This window comes from Amycolatopsis orientalis DSM 43388, from assembly GCF_000411975.1.
In the GTDB taxonomy this organism is placed as follows: Bacteria; Actinomycetota; Actinomycetes; order Mycobacteriales; family Pseudonocardiaceae; genus Amycolatopsis; species Amycolatopsis orientalis_D.
This window is the reverse complement of record NZ_ASXG01000042.1, coordinates 12,223-37,130: the sequence shown is the minus strand read 5'-3', so window position 1 is coordinate 37,130 and position 24,908 is coordinate 12,223. Positions and strand designations below refer to the sequence as shown.

The window sequence follows — 24,908 nt, the reverse complement described above, 5'->3', positions numbered from 1 at the left end:
AGCACCCCAAGACCGCAGGGCGGCTTCGTATCGGGGTGCAGGGCGGGGGCTGGGTGCCTCGATCGTTGGGTGCGGCGGCTGCGGTTGGTTGGTGGGGGCGCGGTTCGGGTGGCTGGTTGCGTGGGGGTCCGCGGTTCCGGTTGCGGGTGGTCCGTGAAGGGCTCCTTGAGGGAATCTAGGTCCGTGAAGGGGCCCCTCACGTGCGGGGGCGGGAGGGAACCCGAAAGAATCAGAGTTCGGGAAGCTGGCCGTCGCGGAGGTCTGGACCGCGCCGTGGGTTTTGTCTACGCTTGGAGAATGACTTCCGCGTTTCCGGTCACTCGCACGCTTTCCCGGGGTTTTGTCGCTGGGCCTCCGGTGGTGCTGATTCATGGGTTCGCGTCGTCGGCGACGGCGGACTGGCCTGCGGAGAACTGGGCCGATCCGCTGGCGGCTGCGGGGCGGGAGACGATTGTGGTGCATTTGCCGGGACATCCTGGCGGGCCCAAGGTCGTCGAACCCGAAGATGCGACCGCGACGCGGGTGGTGGCTGCGTTGGCCGAATGTGCGGGGGCGGGGGAAGTCGACGTCGTCGGGTATTCGCTCGGGGCTCGGCTGGCGTGGGATCTCGCGGCGCATCCCAAGGCGTCGGTGCGGCGGTTGGTGCTCGGCGGGTTGAGTCCGCGAGAACCGTTCGCCGCGGTGGATCTCCGGGCTGCCCGGGCGGCTGTCCAAGGTGGACCGTCGCCGGATGATCCGCTGACCGGGGCGATCGCGGCCATGGCGGCGGCGGGGGACGCGGAGTCGTTGCTCAACCTTGTCGAGGGACTGGCCAGCGAGCCGTTCGATCCGGGGGCGGGGGTGCCGAGCGCGCCGACGTTGTTCCTCGCCGGGCGGGAGGACTTCATGGCGCACGGGATCGAGCAGCTCGTGGCGCGGGTGCCGGGTGCGCGGTTGCGGCAGGTCGCGGGGGATCACCTCGGTGCGCTGGTGGGCGTCGAGTTCCGGGAGGCGGTGTTCGACTTCCTCGGAGACCGTTGAGGCGCCGAAATGGCCTCCGCGGCGGAGTCATGCCAGCCTGGAGCGCATGACGACACCGGCGCAGCTTCGCAAAACCGCCCTGTCTTACCCGGAGACGGCCGAGGCGGCCGATGCCGGCACGGTCTCGTTTACGGTGCAGGGCAAGGAGTTCGCAGCCCTGCGTCCGGACCGCCAGGTCGTGCTCCGGATGACCGGGTCCGATGTGGACGAGATGCGCGCGCAACACCCGACCGCGCGGCGCGTGGCGCGAGCCGGGGTGCGGTTTCCGATCGAGGACCTCAACGGGCAGCAGCTCAACTACTGGGTGCGCCGCGCGTGGCTGGCCCGCGCGCCGAAACGGCTGGCAGCACCGGTGGCCGCCGCCGGAACCGCGGTGGCCGGCGAAGTGGGTGACTTGCCCAAGGCGATCGGCAGTCCGGCGACCCGGGCGCTGCACGCCGCGGGGATCACGACGTTGGCGCACACCGCGGAATGGACCGACGCCGAGCTGCTGGCACTGCACGGCGTCGGCCCGAAGGCGGTTCGTCTTCTCCGCGAAGCGCGGAGCTGAACCGCGGCGGAGTCCGCCGGGGCCGTGGCCGCGGTGGGGAGATCCGGACGACATCGCGCGGGCGGTCGGCTACCTGGCGGGTCCGGACGCGGAGTCCGCCGGGCTCGCCGCGAAGGCGAAGTCAGGCCTGCGGTGACTCCGCTCCGGTAGGCGCGGGATCGGGCGGATCGCCCTCGAACCCGTTCGCCCAGTACCGCCCGCGCAGCGAAAGGTTCTGCAGCATCCCGGTCGCCTCCTCCGCCGACATCGGCGCGGGATCCGCTTCCAGCCACCACCGCAGCACCGCCAGCTGTTCCCCGACCCACGCCCTCGCCAGCACGCCGAGGTCGATGCGCGGCTCGACATCGTGGTGGTCGGCCCGCGACTTGAACACCGAACGCACCGCGTCGATGCGCGCGTCGGTGAACTGCCGCAGCGCTCGGCCGTCCCCTTCGCCGCGCAGGATGAGCAAGTAGAGATCCCGGTTCTCGCGGGCGTGCCGGAACAGCTCGAGCGCCGGTTTGCCGGTGAAGCCCACTGAGGACGCCGGGACCAGCGGGCGCAGCCGTTCGTCCAGTTCCTCCTGGAGTTCGGTGACGACGTGCCGCAGCAGCGCGTCCTTGTCCGGGTAGTGGCTGTAGAACGTCGCGCGGCCCAGGTCGGCCCGTTCGGTGATGTCCTCCACCGTCACGTTGGCGTATCCGCGTTCCAACACCAGCGACACCAGTGCGTCGCGGAGCAGGCCGCGCGTGCGGCGGGTCCGGCGGTCAGTGGTCGGCAAGGGGCCCCCTTCGGTCGTTGCCGGCCCGAGTGTAGCGAACTGTTGACACCACGACTGTTAATAGACACAGTGTTCAGCATTGGTCAACCTGACGGAAAACAGGGAGTCGGCGTGAACCTGGGCAGCTACGTCACCCGTGCCAGCACGTTCTGGCCCGAGCAACCGGCGCTGGTGTGCGAGGAACTGCGGTGGTCCTACCGCGAACTGGAGGAGCGGACGAACCGGCTGGCGTCCGCGCTGCTCGCGTCCGGCGTCGAGCCCGGGCAGGCGGTGGCCACCTTCGCCGGCAACAGCGCGGACCTCGTGGAGACCGAGATCGCTTGCTACAAGGGCGGTTTCCTCCGCGTGCCGATCAGCGCGCGGCTGTCGGCGGGCGAGGTCGAGCACATCCTGGCGGACGCGGACGTGCGGGTGCTGCTGGTCGACGCCGAGCACGCCGAAGCGGCACAGAAGGCGGCAGCCGGGACGTCGTGTGCGCTGATCGACTACGACGGCCGCGCGCCGGATGCCAGGTCTTACGCCGACGTGCTGGCGGCGGGGTCGCCGGAGCCGGTCGCGGTCGAGGTCAGCGCGGACGATCCGTCGGTTCTGCACTTCACTTCCGGGTCGACCGGGAAGCTCAAGGCCGCGGTGCAGACGAACGGCAACCGGTTGGCGAACCTGCGCAAGCGGTTGATGAGCCCGGAAGGCGCGCCGTCCGCGTCGGAGCGGTATCTCGCGGCCGGTCCGATCGCGCACGCCACCGGCATGGGGTTGCTGGCGGCGTTTTCCCGCGCCGCGACTGTGGTGGTGCTGCCGCGGTTCAGCGCGGAGGAGTTCCTGTGGACGGTCGAGAAGGAACGGATCACCTCGACGTTCCTCGTGCCGGTGATGCTCAACATGGTGCTGTCGCATCCCGACGTCCACACTGCTGACCTGTCCTCGCTGCGCTGCCTGCGAGTCGGCGGCGCGCCGGTTTCCCCGCAGCGGCTGCGCGACGCGGTGGCCGTGTTCGGGCCGGTGGTGATGCAGGGGTACGGCCAGGGCGAGACCACCAGCGGCGTCACGGTGCTGACCTGCGAGGACGTCGTGCGCGGGATCGAGGAGGACCCGGAACTGCTGTCGTCGGCCGGACGGCCGCTGTTCGACTCCGAGGTCCGGGTGGTCGACGACGCGGGACAGCCGGTGCCCGCCGGGGAACTCGGCGAGGTGGTGGTGCGCGGTCCGGACTGCGTGACGGAGTACTGGCACGAACCGGAGCTGTCCGCGCAGACGTTCCGCGACGGCTGGGTGTACACCGGCGACATCGGCTACCTGCGCGCCGACGGCTATCTGTTCATCGTGGACCGCAAGAAGGACATGATCATTTCCGGCGGTTACAACATCTACTGCACCGAAGTGGAATCCGTGCTCTACGAGCATCCCGCGGTGTCCGAGGCGTGCGTGGTGGGCGTGCCGGACGAGCAGTGGGGCGAGGCGGTGAAGGCAGTGGTCGTCCGCCGCTCGGAGGTCACCGCCGAGGAGCTGATCGAGTTCTGCGCGGAACGGCTGGCGCGCATCAAGAAACCGCGTTCGGTGGATTTCGCCGACGAACTCCCGGTGAACCGCAACGGCAAGATCGACCGGCGCGCGGTGCGGGACCGGTATTGGGCGGGCGAAGCCCGGAAAGTCCACTGAGGAGACCTGGCATGTCCTTTGCCCTTACCCCGGTTTACCACGGCAACCCGCGGCTGGCGGACCTGGTCTGCCGGTTGCGCGAATACCTGTCCGGCGAACTCGCCGACTACGAGGCCGCTCTGGGGCTGACCCCGGAGACGCCGTTGACCCGCGCCATGGTGGAACCGGTCTGGAAACGCTGCCGGGAGCTTGGTTTCTACGGAGTGCACCTGCCCAGCGAGTACGGCGGCCTCGACCTGACCTACACCGAACTCGCCGCGCTCAAAGAGGAAGTCGGCGCGTCCGGCCGCATCCTCTACCACTGCGTGCTCGGCGACCTGGGCGGTCCGCTGCGCGCGGGCGCGATCTTCTCGACGGCCACCGAGGAACAGCGCGAGCGGTACCTGCTGCCGGTGGTCCGCGGGGAACGCGCGTGCTGCTTCTCGCTCACCGAAACCAACGCCGGGTCCGATGTACGCGCCATGCGCACCACGGCGACCCCGGACGGCGACGGCTGGCGGATCAGCGGGCACAAGGTGTTCTCCTCGGCCGGTCCGATCGCCGACTTCTCCGTGCTGGTCGCCCGGATGGCCGGGGAAGAGGAGAGCTACTCGGCCTTCCTGATCGACCTGGACTCGCCGGGCTGCACCGTCGTCGACGGCGAGGTTCCGATGTCCGGCCAGCACATCGAGTCCGACATCGTCCTCGACGACTGCTACGTCGGCCCGCGGCAGCTGCTCGGCCGCGTGGGCGACGGGCTGCGCATCGGACTCGGCCGGGTCACCACCAACCGGCTGCTGCACTGTCCGACGGTGCTCGGCCACGCCCGCCGCGCGCTGGAACTCACCATCGAATTCGCCCGCACCCGCCAGGTGTTCGGCGGCCCGCTGGCGGCGCTGCAGTCGGTCCAGCACAAAATCGCCGACCTGGCCACCGCGTACTACGCGGCGCGCGCCATGACGTACGACGCACTGTCCGAATTGGACTCCGGAAGCACCCCGGGCACGGAGGCGTTCATGTGCAAACTGTTCGTGGCGGAGAACGCCTTCCGGATCGCGGACGAGGCGGTGCAGATCCACGGCAAGGCCGGGCTCGTGCGCGGGTCCGAGGTCGAATGGCTGTTCCGCCGGCTGCGGATGTTCCGCGTGCTGACCGGATCGTCGGAGATCCAGAAGAACGGCATCGCCAAAGCCCTGCTCCAGCCGTCCGGGACGCGGCGATGAAGCCCGCCGGCACCCGGCCCCGCTCGGCCGCGCCGGCGAACGGCGCCGCGGGGAGCACCTGGCTGCGCCGCTGGTCGGTGGTGGCCATGCTGCTGCTGTTCATGCTGATCAACTACGGCGACAAGACCGTCCTCGGGCTGGCCGCGCGCCCGATCATGCACGAGTTCGGGCTGAGCCCGTCGCAGTACGGCCTGCTGTCGAGTTCGTTCTTCTTCCTGTTCAGCGTCTGCGCGCTGGGAGTCGGCCTCGCGTCGAGCCGGATCTCGACGCGGTGGATCCTGCTGGTGCTCGCGCTGGTCTGGGCGGTGACGCAGGTGTCCGTGGTCGCCGCGGGCGGGATCGGGCTGCTGCTGGCGAGCCGGATCGTGCTCGGCGCCGCCGAAGGGCCCGCGCAGCCGATGGCCATGCACGCCGCGCACAGCTGGTTTCCCAACACCAAGCGCAACATCCCGAGCGCGCTGATCGTCGGCGGCGGCGCGCTGGGCGGGGCGATCGCGACCCCGCTGCTCACCCTGGTGATCGTGCACTTCGGCTGGCGGGCCGCGTTCCTGACCATGTTCCTGGTCGGCTGCGTGTGGTGCGCGCTGTGGCTGCTGATCGGCCGCGACGGTCCGGCCGACCACGCCCCGGCCGCCGGGGCGGCGCCGGTGCCGGTGCGCCGGGTCCCCTACCGGCGGATCCTGCTCTCCGGAACCTGGCTCGGCGGGTTCACCGGCGCGTTCGGCGCGTACTGGACGTCCACGCTGATGGTGGCCTGGCTGCCGTCCTACCTCGAAACCGCGCTCGGCTACAGCACTGGCGAGGCCGCCGCGATCGCGACGATTCCCTGGCTGGCCGGGCTGATCCTGACGTTCACGCACGGCGCGATCACCCAGTGGCTGCTGCATCTCGGCGTGCCCAGCCGGATCGCGCGCGGCATCCTCGGCGGCTGTGTGCTGATCTTGTCCGGCCTGGCGATGGTGCTGCTGCCGACCGTGACCCAGCCCGCGCTGCGGATCGTCCTGATCGCGGTGGCGTTCAGCTTTCACGGCGTCACCTTCGCCAACGGGCAGACGGTCAACAGCGAAATCAGCCCGCCCGCACAGCGGGGTGCGGTGCTGTCGGTCAGCGTCGCGCTGGTCACCATCGCCGGACTGCTCGCGCCATATGTCACCGGCCGGCTCGTCGAGGCCGCTGACGGACCGGCCGCCGGATTCGCCACCGCCTTCGCGATCCCCGGCGTCCTGATGATGGCGGGCGGGCTGGGCGCGCTGTTCTTCGTCCGACCGGAACGCGACGCCCGCCGGATCGCCGCCCTCGCCGCAGTCAAGGAGAAACCGTGACCGATCCGTACACAGTGGACAACGCGTATTGGAGCCGCGGCTACGTCGACCCGGCGTTCGTCCGCCTCGGCATGACGCGCGCCCGGGAAACCGGCCCGACCCGGCGAGTCTGGCGCGGCACGGGCCCGCGCTGGGAGCTGCCCGAGGAGCCCCAAGACCTGGACCGCCTTCTCGTCACTCCGCGCGCCGGGGGAGCGGCCGTCAAGCTGGCCGAGTTCCTGGCCGGTGCGGAAACGGACGCGATCCTGGTGGCGCACCGGGGGAAAATCGTCTACGAACGGTACTTCCACGGCATGCGGCCGCACGACGTCCACCTGTCCGCGTCGGTCGCGAAGTCGTGGACCGGGCTGCTCGCCGCGCTGCTGATCGACGAAGGTGTGCTCGACGAGGATCAGCCGCTGTCCCATTACGCGCCTGAACTCGGCGGCACCGCGTTCGGCGACGCCGCGATCCGCCATCTGCTGCACATGGGCACCGTGATGGACTACGGCGGACGGCCGTTCTGCAAGCCCCTGGAAGCGCAGCGGTATTTCGCCGCGGTCGGCATCGTGCCTCGACCGGCCGGCTACTCCGGGCCCACGAGCGTCAAGGAACATCTGGCCACCGCGCGGGCTGTCGCGCCGCCGGGAACCGGATTCCGCTACGACAACGGGAACACCGAGGCCGTGGCCGAGGCTCTTCGCCGAGTCAGCGGCGCCAACCTCGCCGAACTGTGGAGCGAACGGGTCTGGGCCCGGCTGGGCGCGGACGAGGACGGGTCGTACTGCCTGGATTCCACCGGCACGGAGATCGCCTGCGGCCGCTACAGCGCCACCCTGCGCGATCTGGCTCGGGTCGGGGAGATGCTGCGCCGCGGCGGCACGGTCGGGGACCAGCAGCTCGTGCCGGAACGCGTGGTCGCCGGCCTGACCGACGTGCCGCCGGGCCCCGCGCAACGCGCCTTGCCGACCGGTGCGGCGCGGCCGATCGGTTACCACAATTTCTGGTGGGTCCCCGGCGACGGCCACGGCACGTTCGACGCGCGAGGCATCCACGGGCAGCGGCTGCGGGTCAGCCCGGGCCGGGAGCTGGTCGTCGCGCATTACGGCTCGCACGTGATGTCGCCGGCGGTCCCGGTACCGCCGCTGGAAGCGGTGTTCGACCAGATCGGCGACCAGCTGGCGGGGTGACGCGACGGAACGGGACCGACCGTTCGCTCTGCTAGCGTTGCCGTTGTGGTGCAGAAGGTTCAGGTGTCCGAGGCGCGGTCGCGGCTGCTCGCGACCGCGACCCGGATCTTCTACGCCGAAGGCCTCCACTCGGTGGGGATCGACCGGCTCGTGGCGGAAGCGAAGGTCACCCGGGCCACGCTGTACCGGCATTTCCCCGGCAAGGAAGACCTCGTCGTCGCATATCTGCGGGGCGTATCCGAAATGGAACGCGACGGGATCGGCAAGATCCTCGCCGCCAACCTGCCCGCGGCCGACGCGGTGCGCGCGATCGCCGAGCTGATCGCCGAGAGCATCCAGTCGGCGCACTTCCGCGGCTGCGCGTTCCTCAACGCGGCGGCGGAATACCCGGACCCGAAGCACCCCGTGCACCAGGCGGTCCTGGCGCACCGCGAGTGGTTCCTGCGCACCGTGACGGACCTGCTCGCGCAGATCGGCGAGACTCCGCCGGAGCCGGCGGCACGGCATTTCGTGCTGCTGCGCGACGGTGCGATGGCGTCGGGCTGCCTGACCGATCCGGTCCAAGTCGGCGAGACGTTCCTTCAGGGCGTCGACGGGATCCTGCGGCACCGCCTCGGTTCGGCGGCGAAGCAGCTCCTTCCCGGTTGCCCGTAAGACTTCGGAAAGCCCCTCCGGCCTTGACCCGGCCCGCGCCGGGCCGCCAGGCTCAGGGAGACAGAACGTTCTCTCTCGCTAGGTCTGGGAAGGATCGTCGTGACCATCGTTGACTCGCCTGCCGCCGGAACCGCGGCTCCGTTGCGTCGGCTGTATTTCGTGCGGTTCGCCTTCGCCGTCGGGTGGGCGGCGTTGTTGTTCCTCACCTCGAAGTCGCACCTCGGCCCGATCGGAGTGGTCCTGGTCGTCGTCTATCCGTTGTTCGACGTCGCCGCCGCGGTGGTGGACGCGCGCTGGTCCCGTGCCGCGGGGTTGTACGTGAACATCGCGATCAGCCTGCTGGCGGGCATCGGCATCGCGGTCGCCAGCGCGTCCGGGGTTCCGGCGGTGCTCCGCGTGTGGGGCGCGTGGGCGGTCGCGGCCGGTCTGGTCCAGCTGATCGTGGCCGTCGGCCGGCGCGCGATGGGCGGCCAGTGGCCGATGATCCTCAGCGGCGGCATTTCGGTGCTGGCCGGGGCGAACTTCATCCTCAGCGCCGGCGGGCCGAACCCGTCGCTGACCGCCGTGGCCGGGTATGCGGTGCTGGGCGGGGTCTTCTTCTTCGTCTCGGCGCTCCGGCTGGATGTCCGTCCGCACTGACCGAGGGTCGCGCCGGAGCGCTCGCTCGGCAGCGGCGCCCCGGTTTGCCGAGGGCCGGTCTTTGCGGCATCTTTACGCGTGGTGTGCCGGGAAGTCTGGTCGGCCTGCCCGTGTCCAGCCGGGACGGCGGGCGGTCCGGCCGACCCCGAGGAGTCCCCGATGGCGCTGGCGTCAGGTGTGCGGAAAGAAATCCGGAGTTCCGGCGGAGCCGCCCGGCCGGCCGTAGCCTGGGGGCATGCGCGCAGCGGACCTGGCCGAGGAGTTCCCGGTCGTCGACCTCGATGCGGACGCGCTGGCGGCCGCGCGCCTGCTGGCCGAGCACCGGCTGCCCGGGCTGGTGGTGACCGAAGCGTCCGGGTGCCCGCACACGGTGCTGCCCGCCTCGGACGTCGTGCAGTTCCTGGTGCCGCCTTACGTGCGCGACGATCCGTCGCTGGCCGGGGTGCTCAGCGAGTCGATGGCGGACCGCGTCGCGGACAAGCTGGGCGGGCGGACGGTGCGCGAGCTGCTGCCCGACGAACCGCGCGAGCTGCCCAGGGTGGACGCCGACGACACGATCGTGGAGGTTGCCGCGACGATGGCCCGGCTGCGCTGCCCGCTCGTGGCGGTCATGCGGGACCGGACTCTGCTCGGCGTGGTGTCCGCGTCGCGGCTGCTGGAGCACGCGCTGACGCCTCGCTGAGCCGGCTGGGATCGCCCCGGGCGGTCCGCCGGTGAGCACGGTCATCGCGGTCGTCGTGTTCGTGGTGGCCTACGTGTTCATCGCCACCGAGAAGATCCCGAAGATGACCGCCGCGCTGGCCGGGGCGGGCGTGGTGCTCGCGACCGGGGTGAGCGGGTCGGCGGACGCGTTCTTCTCCGAGGACACCGGCGTCGACTGGAACGTGCTGTTCCTGCTGCTCGGCATGATGATCATCGTCGGGATCCTGCGCCGCACCGGGGTGTTCGAGTTCGTCGCGATCTGGGCGGCCAAACGCGCCAAGGGCTCGCCGCTGCGGATCATGCTGCTGCTGGTGCTGATCACCGCGGTCGCCTCGGCGTTCCTGGACAACGTGACGACCGTGCTGCTGATCGCCCCGGTGACGCTGCTGGTGTGCGACCGGCTCGACATCAGCCCGGTCCCGTTCCTGATCGCCGAGATGCTGGCCTCCAACATCGGCGGCACCGCGACGCTGATCGGCGACCCGCCGAACATCGTCATCGGCAGCCGCGCGGGGCTGGCGTTCAACGACTTCCTGCTCAACCTCGCGCCGATCGTCGCGCTCGAACTCGTGGTGCTGGGGCTCGTGCTGCCGTGGCTGTTCCGCGGTTCGTTCGCCGTCGACCCGCAGCGGGTCGCCGATGTCATGGCGCTCAACGAACGCGAGGCCATCCGGCAGCCGAAACTGCTGGTGAAGTCCGGTGCCGTGCCGCTGCTGGTGTTCGCCGGATTCGTGCTGCATTCGGTGGTGCACCTGGACCCGTCCGTGGTCGCGCTGCTCGGCGCGGGTCTGCTGGTGCTGCTGTCGGGCACGCCGCCCAAGCAGTACCTGGCCGGGGTCGAATGGGAGACCCTGCTGTTCTTCGCCGGCCTGTTCATCATGATCGGCGCGCTGGTCAAGACCGGGGCGATCGACTGGCTCGCGAAGGTCGCCGCGGGCGCGACCGGCGGGAACGCGCTGCTCGCGGTCTTCCTGATCCTCGGGGTGTCCGCACTGCTGTCCGGCGTGATCGACAACATCCCTTACGTGGCAACGATGAGCCCGCTCGTGCTCGCGCTCACCCACGACATCCCGGATCCGGCGCACTCCGAGGCGCTGTGGTGGTCGCTGGCGCTCGGCGCGGACTTCGGCGGCAACATGACCGCGGTCGGCGCCAGCGCGAATGTCGTGGTGCTCGGCCTCGCGGCGCGGGCCGGGGCGCCGATTTCGTTCTGGGAGTTCACGAAGAAGGGCGCGGTCGTCACGCTGCTGACCGTGCTCGTCGCCGCGCCGTATCTGTGGTTGCGCTACTTCGTGTTCTGAAACCGCCGTCCGGAGTCAAAACGGACGAAAGCCCGGACAGCGTGCGAAAACCGCCGCCGCCCGGCGGGAGTGTGAGCGATCCCGCAACCATGTCCGTGCGCAACTGTTGCATACTGCATCAATGTTGTCGGGTGAGAGTGCGGGGAAACGCGGGCTGGCCGTGCCGGCGCGCCAGCCGGTCGGCCGGTGGGTGCGGGAGAGCCGGACCGGGCTGGTCGGGCTGGCGGTGCTGATCGGGGCGGGCGCGGGGCTGGGCGCGGTGGTGTTCCGGTGGCTGATCACGTCGTTCACCCATGTGTTCTCGGGGCACGCGGACTACTCGGACGCCGGGCGGGCGGCGCATTCGTGGTTTCCCGCGCTGGGACCGTGGTTCCTGCTGCTGGCCCCGGCGATCGCGGGTCTGCTGTACGGGCCGCTGGTGCACCGGTTCGCCCCGGAGGCGCGCGGGCACGGGGTGCCGGAGGTGATGTACGCCGTCGCCGAGCGGGGCGGGCGGATTCCGGTGCAGGTGAGCGTGGTGAAGGCGCTGGCGTCGGCGTTGACCATCGGGTCCGGCGGTTCGGTGGGCCGGGAGGGGCCGATCGTGCAGATCGGATCGGCGCTGGGGTCGGCGCTGGGCCGGGCGGCGCGGCTGCCGGAGTCGCGGTTGCGGGTGCTGGTGGCGTGCGGTGCGGCGGGCGGGATCGCGGCGACGTTCAACGCGCCGCTGGCCGGTCCGTTCTTCGCGATGGAGCTGATCCTGCGCGATTTCGCCGCGGAGTCGTTCGGCGCGGTAGTGCTCGCGAGCGTGACGGCGAGCGTGGTGGGCCGGGCGGTGCTGGGGAACGCGCCGTTCCTGGACCTGCCGCCGTTCACCCTGCGGAATCCGGTGGAGTATCTGCTTTTCGTCGCGCTGGGTCTGGTGGTCGGCGCGTGCGGGGTGCTGTTCACCCGGGTGCTGTATTGGATCGAGGACCTGTGCGACCGGCTGTGGCGGGGTCCGGAGTGGCTGCGCCCGGCGGTCGGCGGGATCTTCCTCGGCGGGCTGCTGCTGGCGCTGCCGCAGATGTACGGGGTGGGCTATCCCGTGCTGCAGAACGCGGTCGAAGGCAAGTACGTCTTCGGGTTCCTGCTGGTGCTCCTGCTCGGGAAAATGGTGGCGACCAGTCTGACGATCGGGATCGGCGGCTCGGGCGGGGTGTTCGCTCCGTCGCTGTTCATCGGCGCGATGGCGGGCACGGCGTTCGGGATCGGGGTGCACGCGTGGCTGCCGTCGCTGACCGCGTCGCCGGGCGTGTACGGGCTGATCGGCATGGGCGCGGCGTTCGCGGGCGCGGCGCGGGCCCCGATCACGGCGGTGATCGTGCTGTTCGAGCTGACCGGCCAGTACACCGTGATCCTGCCGATGCTGACCGCCATCGTGATCGCGACCGCGGTGAGCCGCGCGCTGAGCCGGGACACGATCTACACCCTCAAACTCCGCCGCCGCGGCATCGATCTGGACCAGCGCCCGTCCGCGCGACGCCTGGCCGACACGAAAGTCTCCGCGGTCACCGAACCGCTGCCGGAGCCGCTGCGCGAGGACCTGCCGCTGGAACTGGCCGCGCACGCGCTCGCGCTGTCCGGCCACGGAATCCTGCCGGTGGTCGACGCACACGGCCGCTACGAAGGCTGCGCGACCGCCCGCGCCGTCGCCGAGGCAGTGGCCGAGGACCACACCGGCCAGGTGGGGGATCTCGCCGAGCTGCCGCCGTTGGTGACGAGCGATTCGACGCTCGCCGACGCGCTGGACGCGCTCGCCCAGGCCCCGGGAACCGGTCTCCCGGTGCTGACCGGCACTGCCGAGCTGACCGGGTGGATCACGCACCAATCGGTGTTGAGCGCGCTGGAACCCGCGGTGGCCGGCCGGTAACCGCCGAAGGCGATCAGTCCCGCGCCTGGGGAAGTTCGACGACGAACCGCGCTCCGCCGCCGGGCCTTCCCTCCGCCCGCACCCGGCCGTCGTGGCGGTGCACGTGGTCCGCGACGATCGCCAGTCCCAGCCCGGTTCCCGAATCGGGAGCCCGCCGTCCGGCGTGCCGCCCTCGGGAGAACCGCTCGAAAATCCGTTCCCGGAGTTCGGCGGGCACTCCGTTCCCGGCGTCGTCCACCTCCAGCCGGACGACCCCGTCGCACGCGTGTGCGGCCACGCGGACGGCGCCTCCGCCGTAGCGGGCCGCGTTGTCGAGCAGGTTGGCCAGGACCCGGTCGAGGCGGCGGCGGTCGGCGGCGACCAGCAGGGGCTCCGCGTCGAGTTCCAGGAGCGGACGCGGGCCGGGGCTGTTCGCGACTCCGCTGCGGACGAGCACGCCGAGATCGACCAGTTCGCGGTCCTCGCCGTGGTCGGCCTGGTCGACGGCCGAGATCTCCAGCAGGTCGAGCACCATGCCGCGAAACCGGCGCAGTTCCGCCAGCAGGAGGCGCAGCGCTTTCTGCGCGGGCTCGGGCATGGCGTCGCGGCGGCGTTCGAGGACTTCGGCCACGGTCGTCATCGTGGTGAGCGGCGAGCGGAGTTCGTGGCTGACGTCGGCGGCGAACCGGGCGTCGCGGCGGACCCGTTTCTCCAAGGCGTCCGCGGTGGAGTTGAACGTCGCGGCGAGGGGAGCGAGGTCTGGACCAGCCTGCTCCGGCAGCCGGGCGCTCAGGTCGCCGCGCGCGATCCGGGCCGCGGTTTCGGTGAACGCGGCGAGCGGACGCAGTGCGCGCCGGGCCGCCCACGCGCCGAGGGCCACCCCGAACAGCCCGCACGCGACGGTGCCCGCGACGAGGATCATGCGCAGATTGCGGAAGGTCCGCTCGAGCCCGAGCAGCGGATGGAGTTCGACGTAGAAGCCGTTCGCCTTGGCGAGCGGTTGCGCGACCGCGAGGACGGGGACTCCGTCGGCGACGAACCGCTCGTGCGCGGGCGCGCCGGGGCGGGCGCGGGAGAGCAGACCGGGCGGGAGGTTTTCGGGCCCGACCGGGCGGCCGGCGATGTGCCAGCCGCCGGGCAGCGACACGAGAATCGTCGAATTCGGCCCGGAGGTCAGACCGGACAGCAGCTCGCCGAGACCGTCGGTCCGGTCGCGGATTGTGTTCTCGACCAGCCGTGCGTTGATCCGGGAATGGCGGTCGGCGCTCTGCTGGCGCTGGTTGAGCAGGTACTCGGTGGCGAGGTGCCAGGTCGCCGCGGACAGCACGCTGACCACCGCCAGCAGCACGAGCCCGAAGGCCGCGGAAACCCGGCAGCGCAAGGAAAGCCTGGACGCGGGACTCACGGCCGGGGCTGCGCGCGGTAGCCGATGCCCCGGACAGTGCGCACCAGACGCGGACAATCGGGGTCTGGCTCGACTTTGCGCCGCAACCGCCGAATGTGCACGTCGAGCAGCCTGGTGCCGCCGAAGCAGTCGCGGCCCCAGATCCGGTGCAGCAGCTGCTCCCGCGTGACGACCTCGCCCTCGGCCGCGGCCAATTCGGCGAGCAGCCGGAATTCGGTGCGGGTAAGGCGAATTTCGGCGCCGTCCCGGGAAACGGTCTCCTCGTGCGTGCTCAGCAGCAGATCGCCGACCTGCAGGAAGCACCGGCGAAGGGGCGCGGCCCGGCGCAGCAACGCGCGGACGCGGGCCGCCAGCTCGCCGGCGACCAACGGCTTGGTCACGTAGTCGTCGGCACCGGCTTCCAGCCCGGCGATGACGTCCTGGCTGTCGGCGCGCGCGGTGATCATGATGACCGGCAGGTCGCCCCGCACGCGCAGCTCGCGGCAGACAGTGAGCCCGTCCATCCCGGGCAGCATCAGGTCGAGCAGGATCACGTCCACGCGCACCGATTCGAGAATTGCCAACGCATCCTCGCCGGAAGCCGCCTGCGTCACCATGCAGCCCTGGTCCGCGAGAGCGAGCGAAAGCGCTTCGCTGATCAGGGCGTCGTCCTCGACCAGCAAGACTTGCACCGTCATCGGGTCGCCCTCCGCCGTAGCACATCCTTGAGAAATTGTTCCCTATCGCGGCAAGGGCGGTACGGCTGCGAATTCCTTCGCGCATTTCAGCGGATGGTGGGATTTTCGGCGGAATGGACCGGCAGTGTCCGCGGAGCGGTGAAGACCCAGGCGGGTGCGCTGCCGTGAGACAGCGCACCCGCCGTCTCAGGGCAGTTGGCGCACCAGGTAGTCCCACACCGCCCGCACCGCGCGCGGGTGGTAGATGTGTTCGCGTTTGGCGTGGGATTCCTCGGGCGGCGACCAGCTTGGCCAGCCGCCGAAGGACTGTGTCAGCAACTGTTGTTCGCAGGCCCGTTCGAGCACTACCGCGGCGACGGTCGCGCTTTCGATCGAATCGCCGACCGCGACGATCCCGTGGTTCACCAGGAACACTGCGCGGGCGTTGCCGAGTTCGGCAGCCAGGGATTTGCCCAATTCCGGCGTCAGGATCAGATCCGCGGTTTCGGTGTAACGCGGCACCTCGGGCGGCACGAACAGGTTCGCGGCGTGGCTCACCGGCCGCAGCGGCTGTCCGGTCGCGGCGAGGGCGACGGCGTGCGGCGCGTGGGTGTGCACCACCGCGTTGACGTCGGGCCGCGCGGCGATGACCTCCGTGTGGATCGGATATTCGCTGTGCCGGGGACCGGTGCCGGAGACGACCTCGCCGTCGGCGTTGACGAGCTGCACGCGGTCCGGCGTTACCTCCTCCATGCCCCACTCCGCGGACTTGATCCACACGCCCCGGCCGTCGGCGTCGCGGCACGAGACATGGCCCCAGATGAGGTCGCCTTGTCCGGCGGCGGCCAGGATCCGGGACGACAGCGCGACGAGTTCCTGCTGGCTGCTCATCGGTGCACCAGCCCGCCGTTGACGCTGAGGGTCTGGCCGGTCAGGTACCCCGAGTCGTCGCTGAGCAGGAACGCGGCCAGACCGGTCATGTCGTCGGCCCCGGCGGGGCGGTGCAGTGCCTGGGCGCGCAGCATGGCCTCTCGTTGTTCCGGGGTAACGGTTTCTCGCGCGACTTCGGTGTAGACCGGTCCCGGCGACAGAGTATTCACCCGGATGCCGAACTCGCCGAGTTCACGCGCCATCGAGAACGTCATGCCGTGCACGCCACCCTTGCTGGCCACGTAATGCAGGTAGCCCGGACGGCCGAGCTGCACCGCGTCGGAGCCGATGTTGACCACGCTGGCCGACGGCGAAGCCTGCAGCAGCGGAAGCAGCTCCGACACGAGCAGCCACGGGCCGCGGAGGTTGACCGCCATCAGGCGGTCCCATTCCTCGTCGGCGATCTCCCAGAACGGCTTCATCTTGATGGTGGAGAAGACCGCGGCGTTGTTGATCAGCCCGTCGACCCGGCCGTATGCCTCGGTGAGCTGCGCGGCGAACTCCGCGCAGCTGGCGCGGCTGGCGACATCGAGTGCGTACGCGCTGGCTTTGCCCGGGCCGGCCAGAGAATCGGCGGTGGCTTGAACGCCGTCGAGGTTGAGGTCGGCGAGCACCACGGTCGCGCCTTCGGAGACCAGCCGGCGGGCGTAGGCCGCGCCGATGCCTTGGGCCGCGCCGGTCACGACGACGACCTTTCCGGCGAGTCCGTTCAGGGTCATGTCAGGCTCCAGCTTCGGTAGGAGGGCTCGCCGTCCGGCACGATCTCGGTGGACAGCAGCGTCCGGCAGCCGGGGCAGAATGCTTGGCGCAGCACGATTTTCCGGTCGACGAACGAGGCGGGATCGACGTGGACGCCGGGGCCGGCTTCAGTCGACGGACGTTCGTGCCGCAGCGCGTGCGCCATCGGTTCGGCGGTGGTGTCGCCGATTCGCGTCCCGCAGTGGCGGCAGACGACCGCGCCGGTGGCGTCGTCCACGCGGAGGTTCAGGTCGAGGTTCACTGGTGCGCTCCTTCCGGCGCGGAGAGCCCGGCGCGCTCGTACCGCAGCCGGTCGCGGTGCGCCGCCGTGGCCGCGAGGTCGGGATCGCCGCCGGTCAGCACGACGCCGTAGACGTGCAGAGCGGCAGCGGCGGAGACCTTGCCGTCGCGGACGTCCGCGGCGACGCGTTCGGGCTCGCGGTGCAGCGGGTCGCCGATTCCGCCGCCGCCTTGCCAATGGGTGAAATAGACGTCCGCTTCGGCGAGATCGGTTTCCAGGTGCGGAGGGAGGGTGTCCGCGCGGCCGTTCAGGTCGTCGATCGTCTGCGGGATCCGGCCGTTCGCGAGCTGGTCGCGCACGGTGGTGTCGCGGACGAGGACGTCCCATTGCGTGGCGGCGGGATAACCGCCGGAAATGCCGGGAGCCTGCGGCACCGCCTTGCCGTTGGCCGACACGACGAGGTGCACGCTGCGGGCGGGGGAGTCGTAGGGGATGAAGCAGCTCGACGCGCCGACGCCGCCGCGCCACCGGCCCGGTCCGCCGGAGTCGACCTCCTCGCGCCGCCACAGGTAGAGCATCGGGAAGCTGAACTCGTTGATCTCGATGTCGGCGATGCGGCCCATCGGAATGCAGTTCTCGCCGCCGGTGTCGACGCCGTCGCCGTCCACCTTCGCGCCGAGCCCGCCGGACATCGCGTCGCACAGCATCGTGGCGAACCCGCCGCCGCGCTGGTCGACGCCGGCCAGCAGGGTGAGATCCCAGGTGCCGCAGCACACGCTCATCGCAGACCGGCTCAGCTCGGCGTGCGTGCTCAGCATCTGCGCGACGGTTTCGGAGACCGCGTTCTGCGTGGCCCAGGCCGAGTTGACCGACGCCTTGCCGATGCCCGCCGGGAAGGTGCAGTTGTTGATCGTCCCGGGTTCGCTGACGATCTCGACGCACCGGTAGATCCCGCCCGGCGACCAGGAGATGTCCGGGCACAGCATGGTCAGCAGGATCGGCAGGATGCCGCCGCGCAGTCCGGCGAGAGTGCAGTTGATGATCCCGTCGACCTGCGGGTCGGTGCCGGTGAAATCGAACGTCAGGGTGTCGTCCTGTTTGGACATCGCGACGACGATCTTGTGGATGTCCCGGTCGCCCGCCCGCGCCCCGTCCTGGTGCGCGACGGCCGACCACGTCCCGTCCGGCAGCGCGCGCAGCTTCGCGCGCAGCTGGGATTCCGCGTCGCCCATCATCTTCTTCATCACGGCCTTGACGGTGTCCGGGCCGTACTTGTCGATGAGCGCGGTCAGCCGGTCCTGCGCGACATTGTTCGCGCCGATCTTCGCGCGCAGGTCCAGCCCGACCAGCCGCGGCACCCGGGACCGGCGCAGGTACATGTCCTCCAGGTCCGACCGCAGCGTGCCGCCTTCGACGATTTTCACCGGCGGGATCGGCAGCGCCTCCCAGAACACGTCATGGCCTTCGACCGACCAGCTGCCCGGCGACACGCCGCCGAGGTCGACCTGGTGCGCGACCGCGCCGGTCCAGCAGAACAGCTGGCCGTCGTAGAACAGCGGGGCGAGGACGGTGACGTCGTTTTGGTGCAGACCGCCGCCGATCCACGGATCGTTCAGGAGGAACTGGTCGCCCGGCGCGATGCCCGGGTTCTCGGCGCGGTGCTCCAGCGTCCAGCGCACCGCCATGTCCAAAGCGGACCCGAGCTGCATGTTGTACAGCCCGACCTGCACGGTTTCGCCGGTCTCGTCCATGATGCCCGCGCCGAAGTCGTTGCAGTCGGTGACCACGACGGAGCCGGACATCCGCTTGATCGCGTCGCCCATGTCGTCGGTGATGGCGACCAGGCGGTGCCGGACGACCTCGTAGGTGAGCGCGTCCACGCTGCCGGAGCCGCCGCGGTGCAGTTTCAGGCCGCCGAAGCACGCGCCGGGGTCGAGGGGAGCGCCGGACTGGACGAATCGCTCGGATCCGGCGACGGGGATGACAGCCATCAGGAGTGTTCCTTCCGGTCGGGGAAACGGAGCACGAGGTTGCCCAGGCGGTCCACCGTGGCCGCGGTGCCCGGCGGCAGGGCGACCGTGGTGGTCGGCGCTTCGACGACCGCGGGCCCTTCGATCTCGTGGCCCGCGCCGAGGGAGCGGTAGTCGTAGATCGCGGCGGGCTGGCGTCCGGTGCGCACGTCGAGCAGGACCTCCCGTTCGCCGCTCGGGACCGGCTCGCCGGGCAGGGCGCCGTGCTCGGGCAGTTCCGGCTGGATCTGCAGGATCCCGGTCGCGCGGACGCGATAGGTGATCAGCTGCAGCCCGGCGTCGGGGAAGCCGGATCCCTTGCCGTACAAAGCTTCGTAGCTCGCCTCGAAGTCCCGGCCGAGCTGGTCGATCGACTCGGCGGTCAGCTCGCCGCCGGACACCGGGGTCGCGACCTCGGCGAGCTGCATGGTGTACCGGACGTCGGCCTCGCGTTCGTAGCTGATCGCGGAGAAGGTCAGGCCCTGTTCGGCCAGCCGGCGTTCCAGTTCCCGTTCCAGCCCGGCGAACACTTCGTTCGCGGTCTCCGCGGGCACCGGCATCGCGCCCGGCTGCGACTGTTCGGCCGTCAGCACGATGTCCGAGGCGGCCAGGCCGTACGCGGAGAACACCGCCGCGGTGGAGCCGAGCGGGACCACGACCTCCTTGACGCCGAGGTCGGCCGAGTAGCTCGCGCAGTGCATCGGGCCCGCGCCGCCGAACGCGTAGAGGGTGAAGTCCCGCGGGTCTTGGCCGGAGTTGACCACGACCTTGCGGACGAGGTCGGCGGTCTGGGCGTTCTGGATCGCGTAGATCGCCGCCGCCGCGTCCTCGACGGACATGCCGAGCGGCGTCGCGACCACCTTGTCGATCGCGTCGCGGGACAGCTGGACGTTCAGTTTCTTGCGCCCGCCGAGGAAATTGTCCGGATTGATGATGCCGAGGACGAGATCCGCGTCGGTCACCGTCGGCTCCCAGCCGCCCTCGCCGTAACAGGCCGGCCCGGGACGGGCGCCCGCGCTGCGCGGCCCGACCCGGAGGTTGCCGCCCGGGTCCACCCAGGCGATCGCGCCGCCGCCGGCGCCGATAGTGTGCACGTCGACCATCGGCGTGCTGATCGTGTACTGGTTGAGGATCGTGCTCGTGGTGGTCACCGGTTTGCCGTCGACGACCAGCCCGACGAGGAACGTCGTGCCGCCCATGTCGGTCGAGATCACCTTGTCGTGGCCGAGCGACGCGGCCATCCGGGTGCAGCCGACGACGCCGCCGGTGAGCACCGAACCGATCGTGGTGATCGCGTGCGCCGGCGCGTCGGCGGCGGTGACGCAGCCGCCGGAACCCTGCATCACCAGCAACGCGCCGGTGAGCCCGCGGGCCCGCAGTTCGGCTTCGAGCGGGCGGAGGTAACTCCCCAGCCGCGGGCCGACCTGCGTGTTCATGATCGTCGTGACATTGCGCGGGTACTCGCGGATCCGCGGGCTGACCTCGCTGGACAGCGCCACGTACACCTCCGGAGCTTCCTCCCGCACGATCTCGCGCACCCGCTGCTCGTGCGCGGGATTGCGGAACGACCACAGGAACGAGACCGCGATCGCCTCGGCGCCGTCGGCGAGCAGGTCGCGCACCGCGGTCCGGACGCCGTCCTCGTCGAGCGGGACGACGACGCGGCCCTGGTAGTCCACGCGCTCGTCGATCTCGCGGATCCGGTGCCGGGGCATCAACGCCGCGGGTTTCGCCGTGCGGGCCATGTGCTGGATGTCGTCGCTGCCGAGCCCGGCGTAGCGGCCTTCGAGGTTCATGATGCTGATCGAGTCCGCGTGCCCGCGCGTGGTGAGGAAGCCGACCTGCGCGACGTCCCCGGTCACCAAGGCGTTCAGGGTCGAGGTGGTGCCGTGCACGAGATAGTCGGTTCCGGCGAGCAGGTCGCGCACCGGGATGCCGAGTTCGGCGGCGAGCTCGTCGATCGCGGTGAGGAAGCCGGTCGCGAAATCCGGGGGAGTGGACGGGGTTTTGGCCGCGGCGAGCCGGTTGTGCTGGTCGGCGACGAAGGCGTCGGTGAACGTTCCGCCGGTGTCGATGCCGATGACGTACGCCATGAGGGCCCCTTTGCCTTCGCTGGTCAGAACATGACGTTGAGGGATTTGATTTCGGTGTAGCTGAGCAGTTCTTCGAGGCTTTCCTCGCGGCCGACGCCGGATCCCTTGACGCCGCCGAAGGGCACGTTGGGGAAATGCCGGGACGAGCCGTTGATCCAGACGAACCCGGCCTCGAACGCGCGGGCCACGCGGTGCGCCCGCGTGACGTCGGAGGTCCAGACGCTCGCGGTCAGCCCGTACTCGACGCTGTTGGCGATGCGGACCGCTTCGGCCTCGTCGGCGAACGGAAGGACCGACAGCAGCGGCCCGAACACCTCCTCGCGGGCGATCCGCATGTCCGGGCGCACGCCGGTGAACACCGTCGGGGCCACGAACAGGCCGTGGTCGAGACCGGCCGGACGGCCGCCGCCAGTGGCGACCCGAGCGCCCTCGGACACCGCGATGTCGATGTAGGACAACGACTTCTCGTACTGCGCCTGGTTGATCATCGTGCCTTGTTCGGTGCGTTCGTCGAACGGATCGCCGATCCGGCGCGCCTCGATCAGCTCGACCACACGGGCCACGAGCGCGTCGTGGACGTCCTCGTGCACGAGCAGCCGCGAGTTCGACCCGCAGGACTGTCCGGACCAAGTGAAGTTCATGCCGAACACAGCTCCGGCGGCCGCCGCTTCGAGGTCCGCGTCCGGGAACACCACCATGGCGTTCTTGCCGCCGAGTTCGAGGCTGACGTCCTTGACGCCGCTCTCGGCCGCCGCTCGCTGGATGGCCCGCCCGGTGGGTTCGGACCCGATGAACCCGATCCTGCGCACCTGCCGGTGGCGCACCAGTGCGTCCGGCACCGCCGGTCCGTCGCCCACCACGACGGACAGCACGCCCGGCGGGAAGATGTCCTTCGCCAGCTCGGCCAGCCGCAACGCGGACAGCGGCGCGGCCTCCGGCGGCTTGAGGATGGTCGGATTGCCCGCGACCAGCGGCGCGGCGATCTTGCCCGCGAACATCAGCGGATGGTTGTAGGGCACGATCCGCGCCACCACGCCGACCGGTTCGCGCGTGGTCACGTGCAGTGCGGTGCTGGCGGGCACCGTGGTGCCTTTCAGTTCCAACGCCTGCCCGGCGAACATGCGCAGCTGCGCTGCGGTCACGGCGGCGTCGACGCGCGAATTGGAGATCGGCGAACCGGCGTCCGCCGTGTCGAGCAGGGCCAGCTCCTCGGCGTGGTGTTCGATGGCGTCGGCCAGTTCCGCGACCAGCTTCGCCCGCTCGACCGGCACGGTGTCTCGCCAGACTGCCCGGGCGTCGGCCGCGGCGCGCACTGCCTCGTCGACGTCGTCGGGTCCCGCGTCGGGTACCTCGGCGATCACCGTGCCGGTGTAGGGGGACACCCGGGAGAAGGTGGCACCGGACCGCGCCGGGACGAGCTTGCCGTCGATGAGCAGGTGCCACTCGCGGTCGAGAAGTTCGGCGACCCGGGTCGGGATTTCCGGGCCGGAATGTGCTTCGAGCATCGTCGCTCCTGCGCTTCCTGAGTCCCGCGGGGACTTGGCGCCCCGCGTGCCGTCGGCTCATGCTAACCCCGCGACCCTCCCCGAAGTCCATCCTGCGGACTCATATTCTGTTCTCAAGAAACATGGACGGATAATTTCACCAAGAGCGCCCACAAACTCCCTGGTCCAGATACCATGTCTGCTATGCAGACATCCGCTGCCGAAGCCGGCCCCGTGCGGCCCGCTCCCCAGTACCCGATCGAATCCGTGGACCGCGCGCTGCGGCTGCTCCGGATGTTCAGCGCCACCAGAGAACTCCGACTGTCCGACGCGCGCGACGCGCTGGGCGTGGGACAGTCGACCGCGCACCGGCTGATGGCGATGCTCGTGCACCACGGGTTCGTCGACCAGGACCCGGCCAGCCGCGTCTACCGCGCCGGTCCGGCGCTGGTCGAGATCGGCCTGTCGGTGGTGAACCAGATGGACCTGCGCGCGGTCGCGCGGCCGGTGCTGCAGTGGCTGGCGGAGAACACCGGGGAAACCGTGCACCTCGGTTCCCTCGAAGGCAGCCAGGTGCGCTTCCTCGACGTGATCGAGAGCGACCGGGCGCTGCGGGTGTCCGGTCGCGTCGGCCGCACCCTCCCGGCGCACGCGACCAGCCTGGGCAAGGCGATGCTCGCGCAGCTGCCTGACGACCAGATCGCGCAGCGCTACCCGGACGAGGTGCTCGGCCAGGTCACCACGAAGACGATGACGAGCCGCAGCACGCTGCTGGCGGAGATCGAGCGGATCCGGCGCCGCGGCTACGCGCTCAACGCGGGCGAGAGCGAGGACGGCGTCAGCTCGATCGGCTGCGCGGTCGCGCGTCCGGACGGTCCGCTGCTGGGCGGGCTCAGCGTCGCGGCGCCGACCGGCCGGATGACAAAAGCGCAGCGGGACGAGCACGCGGTCGCGCTGGTGGAGGCCTGCCGGCGGTTGGCGGAGAAGCTGGGGTGAACGAGAAGCGCGGGGTACGTTCCCGCGGCGCTCGCGCCACGGCTAATGCTGCGATGGCCGTGCAGACGGCGTCGTGTTCAGGCCTGAATCTCTAGTCGGAGAGTGCTTCCCGACCGCTCGGTAAGCACGTAATCGTGCATCGGCTGTCGCGGAGTGGACCAGCCGTCGCTCGGTGTGACGGATCGTAGCCGTGGCTAATCCAGCCGCGCTCGAGCCACGCGACAAGCGAAGTGCTGAGTCCTCGTACCCGGCGGCGAACGACCCGTTCACCGCCGGGTCGGGGTCAGCGAGTGGCAGTCAAATCATCCGCTGCGGACAGCGGGATCGGCTCGAACATCGCCGGTTCGTCCTCGGGGAACAACGCCGTCGGTCCGTACAGCCAGTCGGTGAAGGAGTAGTCGTCCGTCGCCCGGTTGCGCAGCAGGGCGTTCCGCTGTTCCCGCGCGACGCCGTCCAGATGCCAGAGACTTCCCCAGGCACGGGCGGTCAGCACGACCCGGCGGCAGTGTTCCGTCCGGACAGCCTCGTAGGCGGCCAGCGCCCCGTCCCATTCTCCCAGCCGCTTCACGTGTTCGGCCAGCACCCAGCCGTCCTCGATGGCCATGATCGCGCCTTGGGCCAGGTACTGCAGCGGCGGGTGCGCGGCGTCGCCGAGCAGGGCGAGCCTCCCGTCGACCCACGTGGAGATCGGGTCGCGGTCGTACATCCGCCACCATTTGTCCCGCCACATCCGCGGGATCCCGGCCCGAACCTCGGGACAGGCGGCCGCGAAGGCGGTGTCCAGCTCGTCCGGCGTGCCCCAGTCGGCCTGCCCGGCCACGGCCTTCGGCGATTCGAAAACCGCTACTTGATTGAGCAAATCGCCACCGCGCAGTCCATAGTGGACAAAGTGGCAGCGCGGCCCGACGTAGACCACGACCTCGGACAGGTCGACCGGACGACCGACCTCGGCGACCGGCACGGTGCCGCGGTAGGCGACGTACGCCGAGGAGACCGGCTGGTCGTCGGCGAAGTGCTTCCGGGCCGCGGAGTGCAGGCCGTCGGCGGCGAGGACGACCGGTGCGGGGTGCGTGGTGCCGTCGTCGGTCACCGCGGCGGCGGGATCTGCGGTGTAGGACACGATCCGTTGCTCGGTCAGGAGTTCGACGCCCGCGTCGCGGCAGGCGTCGAGGAACAGCCGGTGCAGGTCGCTGCGGTGGATGACCAGGTAGGGGAAGCCGTAGCGGCGTTCGAGGTCGCGCAGGTCGAGTGCGGTCAGCTCGCGGCCGTCGACGGCGTCGCGCATGACCATCCGGTCCGGGACGACGCCGCGCGCCTTCGCGGTGTCCAGCAGGCCGTAGGCGTCGAGGATGCGGGTGCAGTTGGGCGCGAGCTGGATGCCGGCCCCGACCTCGCCGAACTCCTTCGCCTGCTCGAGGACGCGGACCCGCAGGCCGAGCCGGGACAGCGCGAACGCGGTGCTCAGCCCGCCGATCCCGCCGCCGACGACGAGCACGTCAGGGGTGTCCATG

22 protein-coding genes are annotated in these 24,908 nt (G+C 70.6%); 12 read left to right on the top strand and 10 right to left on the bottom strand.

Annotated elements, in window-relative coordinates:
• The first annotated feature begins 297 nt into the window (after positions 1 to 297).
• Positions 298 to 1,020 (top strand): alpha/beta fold hydrolase, encoded by a 723-nt coding sequence (locus L942_RS07695; protein ID WP_037356905.1) that lies wholly within the window; start codon positions 298 to 300, stop codon positions 1,018 to 1,020.
• Between the two features lie 46 nt (positions 1,021 to 1,066).
• Positions 1,067 to 1,570, top strand: coding sequence for a hypothetical protein (locus tag L942_RS07690; protein WP_037356902.1), 504 nt, complete (start codon positions 1,067 to 1,069; stop codon positions 1,568 to 1,570).
• A gap of 121 nt (positions 1,571 to 1,691) precedes the next feature.
• Here L942_RS07690 and L942_RS07685 read toward each other — a convergent pair whose 3' ends face one another.
• On the bottom strand, positions 1,692 to 2,330 hold the full coding sequence (locus L942_RS07685; protein WP_037356900.1) for a TetR/AcrR family transcriptional regulator: 639 nt from the start codon (positions 2,328 to 2,330) through the stop codon (positions 1,692 to 1,694).
• Positions 2,331 to 2,441: 111 nt separating this feature from the next.
• Here L942_RS07685 and L942_RS07680 point away from each other — a divergent pair, with 111 nt between their 5' ends.
• The 9 genes from L942_RS07680 (at position 2,442) to L942_RS07640 (ending at position 12,866) form a co-directional block, all read left to right on the top strand.
• On the top strand, positions 2,442 to 3,986 hold the full coding sequence (locus tag L942_RS07680; RefSeq protein WP_037356897.1) for an AMP-binding protein: 1,545 nt from the start codon (positions 2,442 to 2,444) through the stop codon (positions 3,984 to 3,986).
• Positions 3,987 to 3,997: 11 nt separating this feature from the next.
• On the top strand, positions 3,998 to 5,188 hold the full coding sequence (locus tag L942_RS07675; protein WP_037356894.1) for an acyl-CoA dehydrogenase family protein: 1,191 nt from the start codon (positions 3,998 to 4,000) through the stop codon (positions 5,186 to 5,188).
• On the top strand, positions 5,185 to 6,510 hold the full coding sequence (locus tag L942_RS07670) for an MFS transporter (RefSeq protein ID WP_037356891.1): 1,326 nt from the start codon (positions 5,185 to 5,187) through the stop codon (positions 6,508 to 6,510). The genes L942_RS07675 and L942_RS07670 overlap by 4 nt, the downstream gene beginning before the upstream one ends.
• Positions 6,507 to 7,679: a serine hydrolase domain-containing protein gene (locus L942_RS07665; RefSeq protein WP_037356888.1), complete on the top strand. Its 1,173-nt coding sequence runs from the start codon at positions 6,507 to 6,509 to the stop codon at positions 7,677 to 7,679. Before L942_RS07670 ends, L942_RS07665 begins: the two co-directional genes overlap by 4 nt.
• Before the next feature lie 63 nt (positions 7,680 to 7,742).
• A complete protein-coding gene (locus L942_RS07660) occupies positions 7,743 to 8,333 on the top strand; it encodes a TetR/AcrR family transcriptional regulator (protein ID WP_037356913.1) in 591 nt (196 codons plus the stop codon).
• 99 nt (positions 8,334 to 8,432) lie between these two features.
• Positions 8,433 to 8,972 (top strand): hypothetical protein, encoded by a 540-nt coding sequence (locus L942_RS07655; protein WP_037356885.1) that lies wholly within the window; start codon positions 8,433 to 8,435, stop codon positions 8,970 to 8,972.
• Positions 8,973 to 9,207: 235 nt separating this feature from the next.
• Positions 9,208 to 9,654, top strand: a complete 447-nt coding sequence (locus tag L942_RS07650; RefSeq protein ID WP_009078280.1) for a CBS domain-containing protein — start codon at positions 9,208 to 9,210, stop codon at positions 9,652 to 9,654.
• 31 nt (positions 9,655 to 9,685) lie between these two features.
• Positions 9,686 to 10,975, top strand: a complete 1,290-nt coding sequence (locus tag L942_RS07645) for an ArsB/NhaD family transporter (protein ID WP_037356880.1) — start codon at positions 9,686 to 9,688, stop codon at positions 10,973 to 10,975.
• A 121-nt stretch (positions 10,976 to 11,096) separates the two neighbouring features.
• Positions 11,097 to 12,866 (top strand): chloride channel protein, encoded by a 1,770-nt coding sequence (locus L942_RS07640; RefSeq protein WP_037356877.1) that lies wholly within the window; start codon positions 11,097 to 11,099, stop codon positions 12,864 to 12,866.
• Between the two features lie 13 nt (positions 12,867 to 12,879).
• Here the strand turns inward: L942_RS07640 and L942_RS07635 are convergent, their stop codons facing one another.
• The 8 genes from L942_RS07635 to L942_RS07605 all read right to left on the bottom strand — a co-directional run bounded on the left by L942_RS07635 (position 12,880) and on the right by L942_RS07605 (position 22,422).
• Complete coding sequence (locus tag L942_RS07635; RefSeq protein WP_037356874.1) at positions 12,880 to 14,250, bottom strand: sensor histidine kinase; 1,371 nt, start codon at positions 14,248 to 14,250, stop codon at positions 12,880 to 12,882.
• A complete protein-coding gene (locus L942_RS07630) occupies positions 14,247 to 14,927 on the bottom strand; it encodes a response regulator transcription factor (protein WP_037356871.1) in 681 nt (226 codons plus the stop codon). The genes L942_RS07635 and L942_RS07630 overlap by 4 nt, the downstream gene beginning before the upstream one ends.
• Positions 14,928 to 15,113: 186 nt before the next feature.
• Entirely contained in the window at positions 15,114 to 15,797 is a 684-nt protein-coding gene (locus L942_RS07625) for a class II aldolase/adducin family protein (RefSeq protein ID WP_037356868.1), read from the bottom strand.
• Positions 15,794 to 16,555: an SDR family NAD(P)-dependent oxidoreductase gene (locus L942_RS07620; RefSeq protein WP_037356865.1), complete on the bottom strand. Its 762-nt coding sequence runs from the start codon at positions 16,553 to 16,555 to the stop codon at positions 15,794 to 15,796. Before L942_RS07620 ends, L942_RS07625 begins: the two co-directional genes overlap by 4 nt.
• Positions 16,552 to 16,836 carry an acetone carboxylase subunit gamma gene (locus L942_RS45255; protein WP_081654974.1) on the bottom strand — a complete coding sequence of 95 codons (285 nt, stop codon included), beginning with the start codon at positions 16,834 to 16,836 and terminating at the stop codon, positions 16,552 to 16,554. The genes L942_RS07620 and L942_RS45255 overlap by 4 nt, the downstream gene beginning before the upstream one ends.
• Complete coding sequence (locus L942_RS07615; RefSeq protein WP_081654973.1) at positions 16,833 to 18,806, bottom strand: hydantoinase B/oxoprolinase family protein; 1,974 nt, start codon at positions 18,804 to 18,806, stop codon at positions 16,833 to 16,835. The genes L942_RS45255 and L942_RS07615 overlap by 4 nt, the downstream gene beginning before the upstream one ends.
• On the bottom strand, positions 18,806 to 20,917 hold the full coding sequence (locus L942_RS07610) for a hydantoinase/oxoprolinase family protein (protein ID WP_037356863.1): 2,112 nt from the start codon (positions 20,915 to 20,917) through the stop codon (positions 18,806 to 18,808). Before L942_RS07610 ends, L942_RS07615 begins: the two co-directional genes overlap by 1 nt.
• A 23-nt stretch (positions 20,918 to 20,940) precedes the next feature.
• Positions 20,941 to 22,422 (bottom strand): aldehyde dehydrogenase family protein, encoded by a 1,482-nt coding sequence (locus tag L942_RS07605; protein WP_037356860.1) that lies wholly within the window; start codon positions 22,420 to 22,422, stop codon positions 20,941 to 20,943.
• Between the two features lie 183 nt (positions 22,423 to 22,605).
• On the opposite strand from L942_RS07605, the gene L942_RS07600 reads away from it, so the two are divergent.
• Positions 22,606 to 23,397, top strand: coding sequence for an IclR family transcriptional regulator (locus L942_RS07600; protein ID WP_063695731.1), 792 nt, complete (start codon positions 22,606 to 22,608; stop codon positions 23,395 to 23,397).
• Between the two features lie 283 nt (positions 23,398 to 23,680).
• Here L942_RS07600 and L942_RS07595 read toward each other — a convergent pair whose 3' ends face one another.
• Positions 23,681 to 24,907, bottom strand: coding sequence for an FAD-dependent oxidoreductase (locus tag L942_RS07595; protein ID WP_200862736.1), 1,227 nt, complete (start codon positions 24,905 to 24,907; stop codon positions 23,681 to 23,683).
• Position 24,908: the final 1 nt, after the last annotated feature.